The organism is Streptomyces sp. TLI_55, assembly GCF_900206255.1.
Classification (GTDB): domain Bacteria; phylum Actinomycetota; class Actinomycetes; order Streptomycetales; family Streptomycetaceae; genus Streptomyces; species Streptomyces aquilus.
Genome location: NZ_OAOJ01000001.1, coordinates 5,142,565 through 5,161,402 on the forward strand (window position 1 = coordinate 5,142,565; position 18,838 = coordinate 5,161,402).

The 18,838-nt window shown below is 72.4% G+C and carries 16 protein-coding genes; 14 read left to right on the forward strand and 2 right to left on the reverse strand.

Annotation, left to right across the window (positions count from 1 at the left end):
- Positions 1-328: 328 nt before the first annotated feature.
- Positions 329-1,162 carry an HAD family hydrolase gene (locus tag CRP56_RS23620; RefSeq protein ID WP_097267088.1) on the reverse strand — a complete coding sequence of 278 codons (834 nt, stop codon included), beginning with the start codon at positions 1,160-1,162 and terminating at the stop codon, positions 329-331.
- A gap of 584 nt (positions 1,163-1,746) precedes the next feature.
- On the opposite strand from CRP56_RS23620, the gene ssd reads away from it, so the two are divergent.
- The 7 genes from ssd to CRP56_RS23655 all read left to right on the forward strand — a co-directional run bounded on the left by ssd (position 1,747) and on the right by CRP56_RS23655 (position 7,054).
- Positions 1,747-2,850 carry a septum site-determining protein Ssd gene (gene ssd / locus CRP56_RS23625; protein ID WP_097267090.1) on the forward strand — a complete coding sequence of 368 codons (1,104 nt, stop codon included), beginning with the start codon at positions 1,747-1,749 and terminating at the stop codon, positions 2,848-2,850.
- A gap of 122 nt (positions 2,851-2,972) precedes the next feature.
- Complete coding sequence (locus CRP56_RS23630; protein ID WP_097267092.1) at positions 2,973-4,136, forward strand: TadA family conjugal transfer-associated ATPase; 1,164 nt, start codon at positions 2,973-2,975, stop codon at positions 4,134-4,136.
- A complete protein-coding gene (locus tag CRP56_RS23635; RefSeq protein ID WP_097267094.1) occupies positions 4,120-4,992 on the forward strand; it encodes a type II secretion system F family protein in 873 nt (290 codons plus the stop codon). Before CRP56_RS23630 ends, CRP56_RS23635 begins: the two co-directional genes overlap by 17 nt.
- Positions 4,993-5,107: 115 nt before the next feature.
- Positions 5,108-5,893 carry a type II secretion system F family protein gene (locus CRP56_RS23640; RefSeq protein WP_097267096.1) on the forward strand — a complete coding sequence of 262 codons (786 nt, stop codon included), beginning with the start codon at positions 5,108-5,110 and terminating at the stop codon, positions 5,891-5,893.
- Between the two features lie 126 nt (positions 5,894-6,019).
- Positions 6,020-6,208 (forward strand): DUF4244 domain-containing protein, encoded by a 189-nt coding sequence (locus CRP56_RS23645; protein ID WP_079312743.1) that lies wholly within the window; start codon positions 6,020-6,022, stop codon positions 6,206-6,208.
- Entirely contained in the window at positions 6,195-6,551 is a 357-nt protein-coding gene (locus CRP56_RS23650) for a TadE family type IV pilus minor pilin (RefSeq protein ID WP_097267098.1), read from the forward strand. The genes CRP56_RS23645 and CRP56_RS23650 overlap by 14 nt, the downstream gene beginning before the upstream one ends.
- Positions 6,548-7,054 carry an Rv3654c family TadE-like protein gene (locus CRP56_RS23655; RefSeq protein ID WP_097267100.1) on the forward strand — a complete coding sequence of 169 codons (507 nt, stop codon included), beginning with the start codon at positions 6,548-6,550 and terminating at the stop codon, positions 7,052-7,054. The genes CRP56_RS23650 and CRP56_RS23655 overlap by 4 nt, the downstream gene beginning before the upstream one ends.
- Before the next feature lie 32 nt (positions 7,055-7,086).
- On the opposite strand, the gene CRP56_RS23660 is transcribed toward CRP56_RS23655, so the two are convergent.
- Positions 7,087-9,630 carry a DEAD/DEAH box helicase gene (locus tag CRP56_RS23660; RefSeq protein WP_257040927.1) on the reverse strand — a complete coding sequence of 848 codons (2,544 nt, stop codon included), beginning with the start codon at positions 9,628-9,630 and terminating at the stop codon, positions 7,087-7,089.
- A gap of 82 nt (positions 9,631-9,712) precedes the next feature.
- Between CRP56_RS23660 and bldG the strand changes: the two genes are divergently transcribed.
- The 7 genes from bldG (at position 9,713) to CRP56_RS23695 (ending at position 18,691) form a co-directional block, all read left to right on the forward strand.
- Positions 9,713-10,054, forward strand: coding sequence for an anti-sigma factor antagonist BldG (bldG, locus tag CRP56_RS23665; protein ID WP_097267104.1), 342 nt, complete (start codon positions 9,713-9,715; stop codon positions 10,052-10,054).
- 118 nt (positions 10,055-10,172) lie between these two features.
- Entirely contained in the window at positions 10,173-10,610 is a 438-nt protein-coding gene (locus tag CRP56_RS23670; protein ID WP_097267106.1) for an ATP-binding protein, read from the forward strand.
- Positions 10,611-10,867: 257 nt separating this feature from the next.
- Complete coding sequence (locus tag CRP56_RS23675; protein WP_097267109.1) at positions 10,868-13,273, forward strand: sodium-translocating pyrophosphatase; 2,406 nt, start codon at positions 10,868-10,870, stop codon at positions 13,271-13,273.
- Positions 13,274-13,467: 194 nt separating this feature from the next.
- Positions 13,468-14,070, forward strand: a complete 603-nt coding sequence (locus CRP56_RS23680; RefSeq protein WP_097267110.1) for a small secreted protein — start codon at positions 13,468-13,470, stop codon at positions 14,068-14,070.
- A gap of 70 nt (positions 14,071-14,140) precedes the next feature.
- On the forward strand, positions 14,141-15,658 hold the full coding sequence (locus CRP56_RS23685; protein ID WP_097267112.1) for a DUF7059 domain-containing protein: 1,518 nt from the start codon (positions 14,141-14,143) through the stop codon (positions 15,656-15,658).
- Positions 15,659-15,867: 209 nt separating this feature from the next.
- Positions 15,868-18,351 (forward strand): serine/threonine-protein kinase, encoded by a 2,484-nt coding sequence (locus CRP56_RS23690; protein ID WP_097267114.1) that lies wholly within the window; start codon positions 15,868-15,870, stop codon positions 18,349-18,351.
- A 142-nt stretch (positions 18,352-18,493) separates the two neighbouring features.
- On the forward strand, positions 18,494-18,691 hold the full coding sequence (locus CRP56_RS23695) for a hypothetical protein (RefSeq protein ID WP_097267116.1): 198 nt from the start codon (positions 18,494-18,496) through the stop codon (positions 18,689-18,691).
- Positions 18,692-18,838: the final 147 nt, after the last annotated feature.

Here is an 18,838-nt window from a genome sequence, read left to right on the forward strand (position 1 = left end):
CTGGCATGCTCACCGGGGTACCAAGCGTCCTCGATGTGTTGCCCATCAGGTCGGGAACTTTGCCCGTCACCTGGTGCGGCTGGCCCGTAATCGACGGGTCGACGTCGCGTGGGTGCCCAGTGTTCATGCGCGGTCCGTGGGGCCAAATGCGTTATTAAGGTGATCCTCTCGGATGTCCTTGGTCTCGCGGGCCGTTAACCCCTTTGTACTCCAGGACCTGGGCAAGCGGAAGTGCTGGCTGCAGTTCTTTACTTTTACTCTCAAACAGTCGCTAAACGGGCACCGATGGGCCGGACAGGGCCACAGTGGTGACGCCCGCCGACGCGGCTCAGAGAGCCGTCGCCCGGCGCCGGCTCGCGTACCAGACCAGGCCCGCGGTGGCGGCCGCGGCCCCTATGGCGGCCGCCGCGACCAGTGCCGGACGGGGCGGTACGGAGAACGCGGGGAAGCGCTGCTTGAGCCGGACCGGACGGTGGAAATCGAGAATCGGCCACCCGCGCGCGAGCGCCTCACGACGCAGCGCGCGGTCCGGGTTCACGGCGTGCGGATGGCCGACCGACTCGAGCATCGGCAGATCGGTTGCCGAGTCGCTGTAGGCGTAACAGCGCTCCAGGTCGTACCCCTCGGACTCGGCCAGCTCCTTGATCGCCTCGGCCTTCGTCGGGCCGTAGGCGTAGTACTCCACCTCGCCGGTGAAGCAGCCGTCCTCGCCGACCACCATCCGGGTGGCCACCACGCGGTCCGCGCCGAGGAGTTCGCCGATCGGCTCGACGACCTCCGCGCCCGACGTGGACACGATCACGACATCGCGGCCGGCCCGGTGGTGCTCCTCGATGAGGGAGGCGGCCTCGTCGTAGATGATCGGGTCGATCAGGTCGTGCAGGGTCTCGGCGACGATCTCCCTCACCTGCTGCACGTTCCAGCCGCGCACGAGCTGGGAGAGGTACTCGCGGGTCCGCTCCATCTGGTCGTGGTCCATACCGCCCACGAGGAAGACGAACTGGGCGTACGCGGTACGCACCGCGGCCCTGCGGTTGATCAGCCCGCCTTGGTAGAACGACTTGCTGAACGTGAGCGTGCTCGACTTCGCAATGACCGTCTTGTCCAGGTCAAAGAAGGCCGCTGTGCGGGGCAGGGAGTGGTTTTCCACGACCCCGAGCATAGGCGCAGCCCATTCGGCGTAAGGTGGGGCGCGTGGGTTTGCCTGAGAGGGCTCTCGGGTACACCATGGAAGTCACGGATCGTTCGCGACCGTGCTAACCCGGCCCGGCTCCTCCCCCCCCGAGTCGGCCGTGGAGACGACCCCCACTCTCCCCCCCGGTGGGGGTCGTCGCATGTCCGGGTGGGTTTTCTCCTCTTCACAGGCGGCTGGACCGCCACACCGAGGCGGCTTCGACCGCCTCTTTTGCATGCCCATGATCCGTCACCGTACGTAGTCGTAGCGCTGCTCTGCGGAAGTCGCACAGAGGTCGGTACGGGTCGGTGCGGAGCTCACCGGTTCGGGTGACGGACATATTCACAACGGCCGAGTTGTCCACAGATATCGACCAAGATCCACTTCATTTCCCGCTGCGTTGCACCGTGATTCCAGCGCGGCCCGCCGACGCCGATCCGATGGCTGGATCCGGTTAGTCGGGCGCGTTTGGCCGGTTCCTATCGGCCGTTCATATGGAGGCCGCTTGCCGGTTCTTCACACGTTCGGGAATCGCGAGGCGCTTGAGCCCTCGCGGGATGCAGCGAAGGGGGATGGAAAGCGTGACCGCAGCCGTCACACACGATCCGCCGTCCGGCGCCGGAGGGCGCCAGAGCGGGCCGTTGATCATCACCGAGGACCCCGGGCTCCTCGACGACCTGCTCCGGCTCTGCGCGGCGGCCGGCGCCACACCCGAGGTGCACCCAGGGGTGCCCGAGCCGCGGGACCGTTGGGAGGCCGCACCGCTCGTCCTGGTCGGCGACGACGCCGTACGACGGGTGCGGGGCGCCGCACGCAGAGGCGGGGTGGTGCTCGTCGGCAGGGACCAGGACGACTCCGGGGTGTGGCGTCGGGCCGTCGAGATCGGCGCCGACCACGTCCTGATGCTGCCCGACGGCGAGCAGTGGCTCGTCGACCGGATCGCCGACGTCGCCGAGGGCGTCGGCCGGCCCGCCCTCACCGTCGGCGTCATCGGCGGCCGGGGCGGGGCCGGGGCCTCCACGCTCGCGTGTGCGCTCGCCGTCACCTCCGCGCGGGAGGGACTGCGCACCCTGCTCGTGGACGCCGATCCGCTGGGCGGCGGACTCGACGTACTCCTAGGCGGGGAGACCGCCGAGGGGCTGCGCTGGCCCGCGTTCGCCGCCTCGCGCGGCAGGGTCGGCGGCGGCGCCCTGGAGGAGTCGCTGCCCGAGCTGCACTCCCTGCGGGTGCTCAGTTGGGACCGCGGCGACTGCGTCGCCGTTCCGCCGCAGGCCGTCCGGGCGGTGCTGGCCGCGGCCCGCCGCCGGGGCGGCACGGTCGTCGTCGACCTGCCCCGCCGTATCGACGGCGGCGTGGCCGAGACGCTCGCCCAGCTCGACCTCGGCATCCTCGTCGTCCCCGCCGAACTGCGGGCCGTCGCGGCGGCCGGACGGGTGGCCTCCGCCGTCGGGATGGTCGTACGCGACCTGCGGGTCGCCGTACGGGGCCCGTACGCCCCCGGACTCGACGACCACGAGGTGGCACGCCTGCTCGGCCTGCCCCTGGTGGGCGAGGTGCCGGTCGAGGCGGGTCTGCTGCGACCGCACGAGACCAGGACACCGCCCGGCGCCGGGAGGGGACCGCTGACGCGGTTCTGCAAGGAGTTCTGGGAGCGGGCACTGGTGGAGGCGGCATGACCACGGCCGTGGGGTTCGACGGGGTACGCGCGCGTGGACGGCCGACGGGGCTTTTCGACGATGGGCTCGGTCGGGCGGGTTCGATCGCGGCGTCTGCCGACGGTGGGCGGGGTGGTGCCGTGATGGCCTCGGAACTTCTCGACGGGGTGCGGCAGTGGCTTGCCGAGAGCGGGGCCGAACCGACGCCCGCGCGTGTGGCGCAGGCGCTGCGTGAACAGGGGCGGGTGCTCGGGGACGCCGAAGTCCTGGGCGCCGCCGCGCGGTTGCGGTCCGAGCTGGTCGGCAGCGGGCCGTTGGAGCCGCTGCTCGCCGACCCGTTTGTCACCGACGTCCTGGTGTCGGCGCCGGACCGGGTCTGGGTGGACCGGGGCGGCGGGCTGGAGCTGACCGGGGTCTCCTTCCCCGACGCCGCGGCCGTACGACGCCTCGCGCAGCGGCTGGCCGCGGTGGCCGGGCGGCGCCTCGACGACGCCCGGCCGTGGGCGGACGCCCGGCTGCCCGACGGGACGCGGCTCCATGCGGTGCTGCCACCGGTGGCCGTCGACTGCACCTGTCTGTCGCTACGGGTCGTGCGGCCGCGCGCGTTCACGCTCGACGAGCTGGTGGCGGCGGGCACCGTGCCGCCGGGTGGGGACCGGGTGCTGCGGGCGCTGGTCGACGCACGGCTGTCGTTCCTCATCAGCGGCGGGACGGGCAGCGGCAAGACGACGCTGCTGAGCGCGCTGCTGGGGCTGGTCGGGCCCGGGGAACGGATCGTGCTCGCCGAGGACTCGGCGGAACTGCGGCCTGACCATCCGCACGTCGTCCGCCTGGAGAGCAGACCGGCCAACCAGGAGGGCGCGGGCCTGGTCACGCTCCAGGACCTGGTGCGGCAGGCGCTGCGGATGCGGCCGGACCGGCTGGTCGTGGGCGAGGTGCGGGGGCCTGAAGTGGTCCATCTGCTGGCCGCGTTGAACACCGGCCACGAAGGCGGCTGCGGGACGGTCCACGCGAACGCCGCCGCCGACGTGCCGGCCCGCCTGGAGGCGCTCGGCACCGCCGCCGGGCTCGACCGGGCCGCGTTGCACTCCCAGGTGGCCGCCGCGCTGTCAGTGGTGCTGCACCTGGTGCGCGACCGGACCGGACGGCGGCGGATCGCCGAGGTGCGGGTGCTGGAACGGGACCCGTCGGGGCTGGTGCGCACGGTGCCGGCGCTGCGCTGGGGCGCGGAGGGCTTCGCGTACGAGCAGGGGTGGGAGCGGCTGCGGGGGCTGCTCGGAGAGGGATGCCATGACCGGGGTGAGTGAGATGTCGGCCGGTGCGGCCGCGGCCTGTGCCGGGGCGGTCGTCTGGTTGCTGGGCGGGCCCCATGTCGGGGCTCGACGGGCGCGGCTGCTGCTCGCGGGGAGCGGTGGCGCGGTCGGGGCCGGGCCGCCGCTGTGGGGGCAACTGGGCGGTGAGGTACGGCGGTTGCGGGGGCGGCTGGGGGCCGAGTGGTGGTCGGCGGCGGCCGGGGCGGTGCTCGCGGTGCTGGGGACTTCGGTGGTGCCGCTTGTCGTGGGGCTGGCCGGGGTGCCGTTGCTGCGGCGGGTGCGGTTGGCCCGGCGGGAGCGGCGGGCCCGGGAGCGGCGCGGGGACGCGGTCATCGCGCTGTGCGGGGTGCTCGCCGGGGAGGTACGGGCCGGGCGGCAGCCGGGCGAGGCGCTGCTGCGGGCCGCGCGCGACTGCGACGGGCTCGGTGACGCCCAGTCGGCGGTGCTGGCGGCGGCGCGGTTCGGCGGGGACGTGCCGGACGCGCTCGCGGCGGCGGCACGGCAGCCGGGGGCCGGTGGGCTGCTGGGGCTCGCGGCGTGCTGGCGGGTCGCCGTGGACCGGGGCGCCGGGCTGGCCGCCGGGGTCGACCGGCTCGAAGCGGCGTTGCGCGCCGAGCGGGACCAACGCGCCGACCTGCGCGCCCAGTTGGCGGGCGCCCGCTCCACGGCTCTGATGCTCGCCGGCCTGCCGGTCCTGGGCCTGCTGCTCGGCACGGCCCTCGGCTCCGACCCGCTCCATGTCCTGCTGCACACGGGGTCAGGGCTGGGGTGCCTGGTGGTGGGCGGGGTGCTGGAGGGGCTGGGGATGTGGTGGGCGATGCGGATCGTGCGGGGAGCGGAGGCGGTGTGAGGCGGGTGAGGGGCGGTGGTGGTCCTGAGCGTGGGGCGTGCGCGGAGGGGGGCGGTGTGAGGCGGGTGAGGGGCCGTAGTGGCTCGGAGTGTCGGGGCGTGCGGAGGAGGGTGCTGTGAGCGCGGAAGTTGTCCACAGGCTGGGGGCGGTTGTGGGGGCCTTGCTGGTTCTCGCGTGGGGCGCGAGATGGGCCGAGGGGGTTCGTCGCGAGCGGGCGGTTCGGCGGCGGCTGGCCCGGCTCGTGGCGCGGGAGGCGAAGTCCGCCGGGCCGCGGGGTGACCCGCGGAAGGCCGTACGGCGGTGGCTGCCCTCGGTGGGGGTGGCGGCCGGCGGGTGGGCCCTCGTCGGGGGTGCCGTCGGGGTCGCCGTCGGGCTGGGGGTGGCCGCCGGACTGTGGTGGTGGCGCAGGCGGCAGACGGCTGCGGGCGCCGAGGAGGAGTACGACGTCGGGGAGGCCGCGCGTCAACTGCCCCTCGCGGCCGATCTGCTGGCGGCCTGTATCGCGGCCGGTGCCGGTCCGGTGGTCGCGGCCCAGGCCGTGGGCGAGGCGCTGGGCGGGCCGGTCGGGGAGGGGCTCGCGCGGGGCGCGGCGGAGGTGCGGCTGGGCGGTGAACCCGGCGACGCCTGGCGGCGGCTGGCCTCGATGCCGGGCGCCGGGCCGCTGGCGCGGTTGCTGGAACGGGCCGACGTGTCCGGGCTGCCGGCCGCCGTCCCGGTCGCCCGGCTGGCCGCGGAGGCACGGGCCGACTGGGCGCGCACCGCGACGGCACGGGCCCGGCGGGCCGCCGTCCTCGTGACGGCGCCGGTGGGGCTGTGTTTTCTGCCCGCGTTCATCGCGGTGGGGGTGCTGCCCATCGTGATCGGGCTGGCGGGCGCGGCCATGGGCGGGGGTGGTGGATGACGGGGGTGGGCGTGCAGCGGTTCCGGTGATCGAGAAGCAGTAGGCAACGAGAAGCAGCAAGCAACAGAGAAGCAGCAGGCAACAGAGAAGCAGCAGGCAACAGAGCTGATCCTTACGGGGGTTGAGATGTGCAAGGTGGTACTCGCGCGGCTTCGGGCGGCGCGGAAGGACACGGGGATGGTCACCTCGGAGTACGCGATGGGGATCGTCGCGGCGGTGGCGTTCGCGGTCGTCCTCTACAAGGTGGTGACCAGCGGGGCCGTCAGCGCGGAGCTCCAGGGCATCGTGAAGCAGGCCCTCGATGCGCGGATGTGAACGGGGCCGCGCGGACCGGGGGTTCGTGACGGCGGAGTCGGCCGTGGTGCTGCCCGTGCTGGTGATGTTCGCGACGGCACTGGTGTGGGGGCTGCTCGTGGTGGCCGCGCAGATCCAGTGCGTGGACGCGGCTCGGACGGGGGCCCGGGCCGCGGCGCGGGAGGACCCGGCCGACGCGGTCGTCGAGGTGACCCGCGGGGCGGCGCCGGGCGGTGCGAAGGTCACGGTCAGCCGGGAGGAGACGCAGGTCCGGGTGGTGGTCGTGGCCAAGCCATCGGTGCTGCGGGGGTTGCCGTTCGAGGTGCGGGAGGAGGCCGTGGCCTCGGTGGAGGGCGGGAGATGAGCGGGCGGCGTCGCGGCCTCGATTCCGACCGTGGCTCCGCCACCGTGTGGAGCGTCGGTGCGATCGCCGTGCTGTGCGTGGTGTTCGGGGTCGTGCTCGCTCTGGGGCAGTCCGTGGTGACCCGGCATCGTGCGGCCGGCGGTGCGGATCTGGCGGCGCTCGCGGCGGCGGACCACTGGGCCGAGGGCGCTACGGCGGCCTGCGCCCGGGCCGGTCGGGTGGCCCGGGCGCAGGGCACGCGGCTCGTGCGGTGCGCGTTGGTGGGTGAGGTCTCGGACGTGACGGCGGCGGCAGGACGGGGGCCGTTCGCGGCGGAGGTCAGGTCCCGGGCGGGCCCGGCGGAACAGCCGCTTCCGGCGCCGGTCCCTGGGGCTCCGCTTCCGCAGCCGGCCCTTCCGTCGGTACCTGGGGACCGGCTTCCGCAGTCGGCTCCGACGCCGGTCCCTGGGGCTCCGCTTCCGGAGCCGCCCCCTCCCTCGGTGCCTGGGGACCGGCTTCCGTAGTCGGCTCCGCCCGCCGGCCCTGGGGGCTCGGGTTACGCAGGCGCTCCCTCTGCCGGTCCCTGGGCCCCCGATTCCGCAGGCGCTCCCTCCGCCGGCCCCGAGGACCCCGCCTCCCCAGCCGCCCCCTCCGCCGGCGCCCCCCGCAGCAACACCGTGAGCAACCGCACCGCCCCCCTCTTGTGCAGCGGGTCGTTGCCGTTGCCGCACTTGGGGGACTGGATGCAGGACGGGCAGCCGGCGTCGCACTCGCAGGAGGCGATGGCTTCGCGGGTGGCGGTGAGCCACGCGCGGGCGGTGTGGAAGGCGCGCTCCGCGAAGCCCGCGCCGCCGGGGTGGCCGTCGTAGACGAAGACCGTCGGCAGCAGCGTGTCGGGGTGCAGGGGGATCGAGACGCCGCCGATGTCCCAGCGGTCGCAGGTCGCGAACAGGGGGAGCAGGCCGATGGAGGCGTGTTCCGCGGCGTGCAGGGCGCCGCCGAGGATCTCGGGGTTGATGCGGGCCTCGTCCAACTGGTCCTCGGTGACGGTCCACCACACCGCGCGCGTGCGCAACGTACGAGGAGGGAGGTCGAGTTTCGTCTCGCCCAGGACTTCACCGGTGATGAGGCGTCTGCGGAGGAAGGAGACGACCTGGTTGGTGACCTCGACGGAGCCGTAGCACAACCGGCCCTGGCCCCAGGGGACTTCGACGTCCGTCTCCAGGACGGTGATGGCGGTGGTGTCGCGGGCCACGGTCGAGTACGGGGGGTTCGCCTCCTCCACCAGCGCCACCGAGTCCTCCAGGTCCAGGGTCCGCACCAGGTACGTGCGGCCCTGGTGGAGGTGGACCGCGCCCTCGTGGACGGTCGTGTGGGCCGCGCCCGCGTCGACCGTGCCCAGCAGGCGGCCCGTGCGGGACTCGACGATCTGCACCGGGCGGCCGCCCCCACCGCGGATGTCGGCGAGGTCGGCGGCGGACTCCCGGCGGGTCCAGTGCCAGGCCTTCGTGCGGCGGCGCAGCAGCTTCGCCGCCTCCAGCTGGGGGAGCAGGCCCTCCGTCTCCGGGCCGAACAACTCCATGTCCTCGTCCGTCAGCGGCAGTTCCGCCGCCGCCGCGCACAGGTGCGGGGCGAGGACGTAGGGGTTGTCTGGGTCGAGGACCGTCGACTCCACGGGGCGGTCGAAGAGGGCCTCGGGATGGTGGACGAGGAAGGTGTCCAGGGGGTCGTCGCGGGCGACCAGGACGGCCAGGGCGCCCTGGCCGGAGCGGCCCGCCCGGCCGGCCTGCTGCCACAGGGACGCGCGTGTGCCCGGGTAGCCGGCGATGACGACGGCGTCCAGGCCGGAGACGTCGATGCCCAGCTCCAGGGCCGTCGTCGCGGCGAGGCCCAGCAACTCGCCCGAGTGGAGGGCCTGCTCCAGGGCCCGGCGCTCCTCCGGGAGATAGCCGCCGCGGTAGGCGGCGACACGCCGGACCAGCGAGCGGTCGACCTCGGCCAGCCGTTCCTGGGCGATGACCGAGATGAGCTCGGCGCCGCGCCGGGAGCGGACGAAGGCGACCGAGCGGACGCCCTGGACCGTCAGGTCGGTCAGGAGGTCGGCCGTCTCGGCGGTGGCCGTACGGCGGACCGGGGCGCCCTTCTCGCCCTGCATCTCGGTGAGCGGGGGCTCCCAGAGGGCGAAGACCAGCTCGCCGCGCGGGGAGGCGTCGTCGGAGACCTCGACGACCGGCAGCCCGGTGAGGCGGCGGGCGGCGACCGCGGGCTCGGCGGCCGTCGCGGAGGCCAGCAGGAAGACCGGGGAGGCGCCGTAGCGGGCGCAGAGCCGGCGCAGCCGGCGCAGGACCTGGGCGACGTGCGAGCCGAACACACCGCGGTAGGTGTGGACCTCGTCGATGACGACGTACTTGAGCGCCTTCAGGAAGGAGGACCAGCGGGGGTGGGACGGGAGGATGCCGCGGTGCAGCATGTCCGGGTTGGTCAGCACGTAGTTGGCGTACTGGCGGATCCACTCGCGTTCCTCGAACGGGGTGTCACCGTCGTAGACGGCTGGTCGAACTGAATTGCCCAGTGGTTGTGAAAGTTCCTTCACAGAACGGCGCTGATCCGCCGCGAGCGCCTTCGTCGGGGCGAGGTAGAGCGCGGTGGCGCCGCGGCCGTTCGGGGCCTCGGAGCCGTCCAGGAGGGCCGACAGGACGGGCGTGAGGTACGCCAGGGACTTGCCGGAGGCGGTGCCGGTGGCGACGACCACCGACTCGCCGTCCAGGGCGTGCTCCGCGGCACGTGCCTGGTGGGCCCAGGGGTGCTCGATGCCCGCCGCCTGCACGGCCGCGAGCACCTCCGGGCGAATCCGGTCAGGCCAGACGGCATGGCGGCCCGCGCGCGGGGGCAAGTGCTCCGTATGAGTGATGCGCGAAGCACGGCTCGGCCCCGAGGCGAGCCTGCCCAGCACCGTGCCCGGGTCCACCCGGGATACGGCGTCCGTCGGGGATCGATCGGATCGGTGATTCTTGGCCATCGGCACCGAGTGTGTCACCGGCGTGACGGACAATGGGACCAAGGCGTCGTGCACGCCTGCCGGTAAGTGATTGAATGCCATCGCGGCTGGCGAACCGTCCCGGGGGCTTCAAGCCGAGGTGTCCCGAGGGACGACCGCTCGATAGCAAGGTGCTGGAGGATCCGTGGACCTGTCCCTGTCGACTGAGACCGTCGGCGATCGCACGATCGTCAAGGTCGGTGGCGAAATCGACGTATATACCGCGCCCAAGCTGCGCGAGCAGCTGGTCGAGTTGGTGAACGACGGCAGTTTCCACCTTGTCGTCGACATGGAGGGCGTGGACTTCCTCGACTCCACCGGGCTCGGCGTGCTGGTCGGCGGCCTGAAGCGGGTGCGTGCCCATGAGGGCTCGCTGCGCCTGGTCTGCAACCAGGAGCGCATTCTGAAGATCTTCCGTATCACCGGTCTCACCAAGGTGTTCCCGATCCACACCTCGGTCGAGGAAGCGGTTGCGGCGACCGACTGAACCAGCGTCCCGGGCGCGGTGACCTGAACCGCTCCCGGCACGGCTGTAGTACATGGGGGGTCCGGGCGATCGGCGGTCCGGTCCCCCGACAGCACGCCCGTAGTTCCGAGGGGGATGCATGGCCACCGTTGAACTCCGCTTCAGCGCGCTGCCCGAGCACGTCCGGACCGCCCGCCTGGTGGCGGCGGCGGTGGCGCGCAGGTCCGGAGTGGACGAGGCCGTGCTCGACGAGGTGCGGCTCGCCGTGGGCGAGGCCTGCAGCCGTGCCGTCGGACTGCATCAGAACGGCGGCATCACCGCTCCGGTGAAGGTGCTGCTGATCGAGGAGGAGAAGCAGTTCTCCATCGAGGTCGGCGACGAGGCGCCGCGTTCGGCCCCGGGTCACCGGGCGCCCGGCGCGGCGGCGGAGGACCCGGACGCGGAGACCGAGGAGGACGAGATGGGCCTCGCGGTCATCAGCGGCCTCGTCGACGACGTGGAGGTCACCGCGGGGGAGCACGGCGGGTCGATCCGTATGACCTGGCCGACCACCCCGCCGGCCGCAACGCTTCCCTGACCTCCATGCGCCTGACCTTCATACATACGACTACATACGAGCAGAACATCAAAAGGGCCCCGCTCCGGCGGGGCCCTTTGTATTTTCGGAATTCGTGAAATGATTCACGATCAGTCAATGCCTTTGGGGCATTAGCTCTTTCGGGTTCTGAAGAGCAGGCGACGGCTAATTCCGTTTACCGCCCACTGTTTTGATCAGGTTCCGCTACCTACAATCCGTCCACATCTTGAGCTCAGCCCAAGCGTCAAGGAGGACGAATGGCGGGGCTTTCTACCCCTCAGTTGGACCATCCCACTTCTCTCGCAGCCGCGGTCCTGACCGACGACAACCGGATCATCGTCTGGGTGATCGCCGCCGTCGCGGTGGCCGCGCTCGTGGTCGCGGGTGTCCTGGTGCGCCAGGTGCTCGCGGCGGGCGAGGGAACCGACAGCATGAAAGAGATCGCATCGGCCGTACAGGAAGGCGCGAACGCCTATCTGGCCCGGCAGTTGCGCACGCTCGGTGTATTCGCCGTGGTCGTGTTCTTCCTGCTCATGCTGCTGCCCGCGGACGACTGGAATCAGCGTGCCGGTCGGTCCGTCTTCTTCTTGATCGGCGCGGGGTTCTCGGGGGCCACCGGTTATATCGGCATGTGGCTCGCCGTGCGCAGCAATGTGCGCGTCGCCGCGGCGGCACGGGAAGCGACCCCGGCGGAAGGTGAACCGGAAAAGGATCTCACCGCCGTCTCGCACAAAGCAATGAAGATCGCTTTCCGCACGGGCGGCGTCGTCGGCATGTTCACGGTGGGGCTCGGTCTGCTGGGCGCCTCCTGTGTCGTGCTGGTGTACGCGGCCGACGCGCCGAAGGTGCTCGAGGGCTTCGGCCTCGGGGCCGCCCTGATCGCCATGTTCATGCGTGTCGGCGGCGGCATCTTCACCAAGGCCGCCGACGTCGGCGCCGACCTGGTCGGCAAGGTCGAGCAGGGCATTCCGGAGGACGACCCGCGCAATGCCGCGACCATCGCCGACAACGTGGGCGACAACGTCGGCGACTGCGCCGGTATGGCGGCCGACCTCTTCGAGTCGTACGCCGTGACCCTGGTCGCCGCGCTCATCCTCGGCAAGGCGGCCTTCGGCGACGCCGGGCTCGCCTTCCCGCTGATCGTGCCCGCGATCGGTGTGCTGACGGCCATGGTCGGCATCTTCGCGGTGGCGCCGCGCCGGTCCGACCGCAGCGGCATGTCCGCGATCAACCGGGGGTTCTTCATCTCCGCGGTGATCTCACTCGTGCTGGTGGCCGCGGCCGTCTTCGCGTACCTGCCGTCGTCGTACGCCGATCTCGACGGTGTCACCGAAGCGGAGATCGCCGGCAAGGACGGCGACCCGCGGATCCTCGCGCTCGTCGCGGTCGCCATCGGCATCCTGCTCGCCGCCGTCATCCAGCAGCTGACCGGCTACTTCACCGAGACCAACCGGCGTCCCGTCATGGACATCGGGAAGTCCTCGCTCACCGGCCCGGCCACCGTCGTCCTCGCCGGTATCTCCGTCGGTCTCGAATCGGCCGTCTACACCGCCCTGCTGATCGGCCTCGGCGTCTACGGGGCGTTCCTGCTCGGCGGTACGTCGATCATGCTGGCGCTGTTCGCGGTGGCGCTGGCCGGCACCGGTCTGCTCACCACGGTCGGTGTGATCGTCGCCATGGACACCTTCGGGCCGGTCTCCGACAACGCCCAGGGCATCGCCGAGATGTCCGGCGACGTCGAGGGCGCGGGCGCGCAGGTGCTCACCAACCTGGACGCCGTCGGCAACACCACCAAGGCCATCACCAAGGGCATCGCCATCGCCACCGCCGTCCTGGCGGCGTCGGCGCTCTTCGGGTCGTACCGTGACGCCATCACCACGGGCGCCCGGGACGTCGGCGAGAAGCTGTCCGGCGACGGGGCTCCGATGAGTCTGATGATGGACATCTCGCAGCCCAACAACCTCGTCGGCCTCATCGCGGGCGCCGCGGTCGTCTTCCTGTTCTCCGGGCTCGCCATCAACGCCGTGTCGCGGTCGGCCGGTTCCGTGGTCTACGAGGTGCGGCGGCAGTTCCGCGAGCACCCCGGGATCATGGACTACAGCGAGAAGCCGGAGTACGGCAAGGTCGTGGACATCTGCACCCGGGACGCCCTGCGCGAGCTCGCCACGCCCGGACTGCTGGCCGTGCTGGCACCCATCTTCATCGGGTTCACGCTCGGCGTCGGCGCGCTCGGCTCGTTCCTGGCGGGCGCGATCGGGGCGGGCACGCTCATGGCGGTGTTCCTCGCCAACTCCGGCGGTGCCTGGGACAACGCCAAGAAGCTCGTCGAGGACGGCCATCACGGCGGCAAGGGCAGCGAGGCCCACGCCGCGACCGTCATCGGCGACACGGTCGGCGACCCCTTCAAGGACACCGCCGGGCCCGCGATCAACCCGCTGCTGAAGGTGATGAACCTCGTTGCGCTGCTCATCGCGCCCGCGGTCATCAAGTTCAGCTACGGCGAGGACAAGAGCATCGGCGTCCGGATCGGGATCGCCCTGCTCTCGCTCGCCGTGATCGTCGGCGCGGTCTATGTCTCCAAGCGGCGCGGGATCGCCGTGGGGGACGAGGAGGACAGTGCCAATAGGGTGGCCGGTTCGGCCGATCCCGCGGTGGTCTCGTAGGCGGTCTTACGGCAGCCTCCTCACCTGGGGCGGGCGGGTGGCGCGGTGGACGCGCCGCCCGCCCGCTCTGTGTGCGCACGCCCCCTTCGTGACCCTTCTCTCACTTGGTGCAAATGGCTTTAATGCATGACTTATCGGACGCCCTGCTTGTAGGTGTCCTCCAGTCGCCGTGTATGTTCCGGGGCCGAGGAGCCATGGAAGGGACCAATCCGGTGAACAAGAAGCTCGCAGCCGCGCTGTCCGGCGGTGCGGTACTGGCGATGGCGCTGTCGGCATGCAGCAGCGGTGACGACAACAGCGAGAAGCTCGACGCCTGGGCCAAGCAGGTCTGTGACGCCGTCCAGCCGCAGGCCAAGAAGATCGAGGCTGCGAACGCCGCGATCCAGCAGCAGACCTCGGACAACAGCAAGCCGGAGGACGTCCAGAAGACCGACGCCCAGGCCTTCCAAGACATGTCCGACGCCTACAAGGCGATCGGCGCGGCGGTGCAGAAGGCCGGGGCGCCCGACACCGGCGACGGCAAGAACGCCGAGAAGAAGCAGCTGGACGCGGTCAAGGAGCTCAACAGCCTGTCCGCCTCCTACGCCTCCCTCAAGAAGCAGGTCGACGGGCTCGACACCAAGGACCAGGGCAAGTTCGCGGACGGTCTCAAGGACGTCGCGACCGAGCTCGACAAGCTCAGCACGACCGGCAGCGACGCCCTCAAGAACCTCGAAGAGGGTGACGTCGGCAAGGCGATGGCCCAGCAGGAGAGCTGCAAGAGCGCGTCCGCCACGCCGTCGGCGACGAACGGCTGACACCCGCCCCGGGTGGCCCCCGGCGCCGCAGGCACCGCCTGCGGCGCCGGTTTGCGTCCACAATGGGGGCGTGAGTGACTCCAGCCTTGCCCCCCTGCCCTCCGCCGACCGCCCCGACGTCGCCGCCGCCCTGCGCGACGCCCTCCTGAGCGCCTCCTTCACCGCCGACGGCCTGCTCGAACTGCTCGGCGCCCCCGCGTACGCGGCGCTGGCCCGCAGCGAGACCGTGCCCGCGCTGCGGGCCACCCGCGGGGACAGCGCGCTGGAGGTGCTCGTACGGCTCTTCCTGCTGCAGCAACCCGTGCGCCACGCGCGCGTGGCGGACGTACTGCCCCTGGAGGCGTGTCTGGAGGCCGGGTGGCTGGTGCGGGCCGGCGCCGACGAAGTGGCCGCGACGGTGGACGTACGGCCGTACGGCGGGCCCGACGGCGAGGACTGGTTCATCGTGTCCGACCTGGGGTGCGCCGTCGGGGGCGCCGGTGGCATCGGCAGCCGCGAGGAGGGTGTCGTCCTCGGCGTCGGCGGCGCCTCCACGACGCTCGCCGGGATCACCGTCCGCAAGCCCGTCGGCGCCGCGCTCGACCTCGGCACCGGGTCCGGCATCCAGGCGCTGCACGCCGCGCGGCACGCCACGCGCGTGACGGCGACCGACCTCAACCCGCGTGCGCTGCACATCACCGCGCTGACCCTGGCCCTGTCCGGCGCCCCGGCGGCGGACCTGCGGGAGGGCTCGCTCTTCGAGCCGGTGCGCGACGACGAGACGTACGACCTGATCGTCTCCAACCCGCCCTTCGTGATCTCGCCGGGCGCCCGGCTGACGTACCGGGACGGCGGGATGGGCGGGGACGATCTGTGCCGGTCGCTCGTTCAGCAGGCGGGGGAACGCCTGAACGAGGGCGGGTTCGCGCAGTTCCTCGCCAACTGGCAGCACGTGGAAGGGGAGGACTGGCAGGACAGGCTCAGGTCGTGGGTGCCGCGCGGGTGCGACGCGTGGATCGTCCAGCGCGAGGTGCAGGACGTCACGCAGTACGCCGAGCTGTGGCTCAGGGACGCCGGTGACCACCGTGGGGACCCGGCCGAGTACCAGGCGCTGTACGACGCCTGGCTGGACGAGTTCGAGGCGCGCAAGGTGAAGGCGGTCGGGTTCGGCTGGATCACCCTGCGGAGGACGGCGGCCGCCGTGCCCTCGGTCGTCGCGGAGGAGTGGCCGCACCCCGTCGAGCAGCCGCTCGGGGACACCGTCGCGGCGCACTTCGAGCGGCTCGACTATCTGCGGGCGCACGACGACGCGGCACTGCTGGAAGGGCACTTCAAGCTGGCGCCGGAGATCGTGCAGGAGCAGGTCGGGCTGCCCGGCGCCGAGGACCCGGAGCATGTGGTGCTGCGCCAGAACCGCGGCATGCGCCGCGCCACCAAGGTGGACACGGTCGGCGCGGGCTTCGCCGGCGTGTGCGACGGCTCGCTGAGCGCGGGGCGGATCCTGGACGCGATCGCGCAACTGGTCGGCGAGGACCCGGTGTCGCTGCGGGACCGGACCCCGGCGCAGATCCGGGTGCTGGTGGAGCAGGGGTTCCTGGAGCCGGCCTGATCCGACGCAGGCCGGGGCGGCTGAGGTCGAGGCGACTGGGGCCGGGGCGGCTGAGGTGTGGGTGTACCCCTGAGACGGGTGCGTCCGGTCTGGCCTGATTGGTGACGAAAAGGTCTCCTGTCAGTGGGGCGTGCGAGGCTACCTTCGAGGGGCAGGCCCGACGCGTCCTCGGGGGAGGCGTACCCGCTCGGGCCTCGGGGGGAGGCGCGATGTCGGGGGAGACGCCGGATCACGGTGAAGGCAGGGTCGTGGGTGGCCGCTACCGGCTGCTGCGGACGCTCGGCGCGGGCGGCATGGGCCGGGTCTGGCTGGCGTACGACGACGAGTTGGCGTGCGAGGTCGCACTGAAGGAGATCGCGCTGCCGGACGTGCCGATGGACGCGAGCGAGCCCGCGCAGCGCATCGCGCGGGCCCGCAGCGAGGCACGGCACGCGGCGCGGCTGCGCGGGCATCGCCATGTGGCGACGGTGCACGACGTGGTGGTGCACGAGGGACTGCCGTGGATCGTCATGGAGTACGTGCCGGACGCGGTCGACCTCCAGGCGGTGGTGCGGAGTTCGGGGCCGCTGCCGCCCGTCCAGGCGGCCCGCGTCGGGCTCGCGGTGCTCGACGCGCTGACCGCGGGGCACCGGATCGGCATCCTCCACAGGGATGTGAAACCGGCCAACATCCTGCTGGGATCGGATGCTTCGGGCGACCCGTACGCGCGCGTGCTGCTCACCGACTACGGCATCGCCCTCCAACCCGAGTCCCGGGAACCCCGGCTCACCGCCACGGCGGGCATCCTCGGCACGCCCGGCTATCTCGCGCCGGAGCGCGCGCGTGGGGAGCCGCCGACACCGGCCGCGGATCTGTTCTCGCTGGGGGCGACCCTGTACTGGGCGGTGGAGGGCCATGGCCCCTTCGACCGGCATGGCGAGTACGCGACCCTGACGGCCCTGCTCGGCGAGGAACCGACGGCACCGGTGCGGGCCGGTGAACTGGCGCCCGTGCTCCAGGGCTTGCTGGTGAAGGACCCGGTGCGCAGGTCGTCGCCGGAGGCGGTGGCGCGGGGGCTGGAGCGGGTGGTGCGGGGGGCTTCGCCGGGGTGGCCCACGGCGGGGGGAGAGGCGGGTGCGGGCGTCGGCGCCGGGGTGGCGGCGGGGTTCGGTGCGACGCCGGGGTTCGGGCCGCCGGCCGGTGGGTTCGGCGCGGCTGAAGGGGCGTTCGGTGCGGGACCTGGGACGCCGGGTGCCGCGCAGACTCCAGGGATTCCGCGGACTCCGGGTACTCCGCAGACACCCGGGACGCCACAGACGCCGGGCGCGCCGGGTGGGGGCTTCACGCCGGGCACCCCACCGTCGTCCGGGGCTCCGCCGTCGTCGGGTGGGCCCTTCACGCCCGGTGCCCCGCAGACGCCGCACACCCCGGGAGCCGCGGCCGGCGGTGGTGGGGCGGCCACGCCGGGTGCGGCGGCCGGGGGCGCGTACGACCCGTGGCGGCAGGCCGCCGCTCCTCAGCAGCCGTCCTCACCGCAGCCGTCCTCACCCTCGCCCGAACCCGGCAACCCCTATGCGCAAGGGCCCTATGCGAGCGGCGGCCCCGCGCCCTACGGCCCCTATGCGGGCGGCGGCGCCCCGTCGCCGTACGGGAGCAGCCCGACTCCGCCCTACGCCGGCGGCCCGACTCCGCCCTACGCCGGCAACCCCGCTGTCGCCGCCAGCCCCACCCAGCCCTACCTGGGCGGCACTTCCGGGGCCGGATGGGGCACGGGTGGGCCGGGGGTGCCCGGAGGCGGACCGCCGCCCTCCGGAGGCAAGAAGCGGCTCGCGCTCATCGCGCTCGTCGTGGCCGCCGTCCTCGTCGTCGCCGGTGGCACCTGGCTGGCCGTCTCGCTGACCAAGGACAGCGGCGGCGGAGGCACGAAGACCACGGCGAACAAGCCGCCCACCTCCAGCGTCCCGAAGAGCTCACCGCCGCCGACCGGGCCCGTGCTGCCGTACGGCGAAGTCGTCGGCCTCAGCGAGCCGTTGGAGACAGGTGACTGCGTGCAGGCGGTCTGGACGGGGACGCCGTTCAAGTCGGAACCGAACCTCGGTGTGGTGGACTGCGCCGAGGACTGGCCGGACGGACAAGTCGTCGCCGTCGACACGGCCACCGACTACGCCGACGCACGCGCGGAGGGTGCTCAGCGCTGCGAGAACCAGACGCGCGCGGTCGTCGACGCCCTTCCCGACGCGGCGCTCTACGCCGTCGTACCGACGAAGGCGGGCTTCACCGCGGCCAACAGCGGTACGGCATGTCTCGTACTCGGCCGCCATGCGGCGATCGGCGGTGAGGTCGGCCGCCTTCGGGACGAGGGCACGCGGCTGTGGGTCGGTCAGATGAGCATCGGCGACTGCTGGATCTACGAGGAGCAGGACGACGGCTACAACGCCCCGCTCACCGACTGCCTGAAACCCCACACCGACCAGGTCATAGGCGTGGTTCAGGCACCCGAGGAAATGACCTACGAGAAAGGCAGCGACAACGCGACCAAGCTGTGCCGCAACAAATTCGAGTCGACCTGGGCGCCGGGATCCGAGCGCACCGTCTACGGCTGGGTGGCCGACGACGAGGACTGGAACAAGGGGTTCAAGAAGGCCGTGTGCACGGTGAGCCGGGCCGACGGCGAGAAGACGACCGGAAAGATACCCGCGCCCGGTTCGGTCTGAGCCCGGCCGGGGCCGGCGCCCCGGGGAGTCCACAACCGGGTCGGTCCCGCGTTCACCTTGGGTTCGCCTGGCCGCCGCCCGCGCGTGTCAACCTCCCTGCCCGAGGGCACGTGCGGTCGGGAGAAAAGGGACAGGGGGAGGCATGGAGAGCGGACCGGCGATCTTCGCTGGATCGGTGTTCGCGCTGTTCGGAGCCGGGCTGCTGGCGTGGACCGCGGTCCGCGTACGGCACCGGGAACCGGTGGCGCACGGTGTGAGCCCGGTCGCATCGGTGATGATCGCGAGCTCGGCCGCGGTGATCGCGCTCGTCGCCGGCGCATGGTGCTTCACCCAGCTGTGACGACCATGGAAAGGCCGAGGTCCCGGTAATGGGGAGGGGGGTCCTCCACTAAGGCTCGAAATGACCGGTGGGTACTCCGGGCGGCAGGAATGGCGGTAGTCGGGTTACCGTTCGAGTGGCCGTTGCGGGCTTTTCCCGTTTGACACG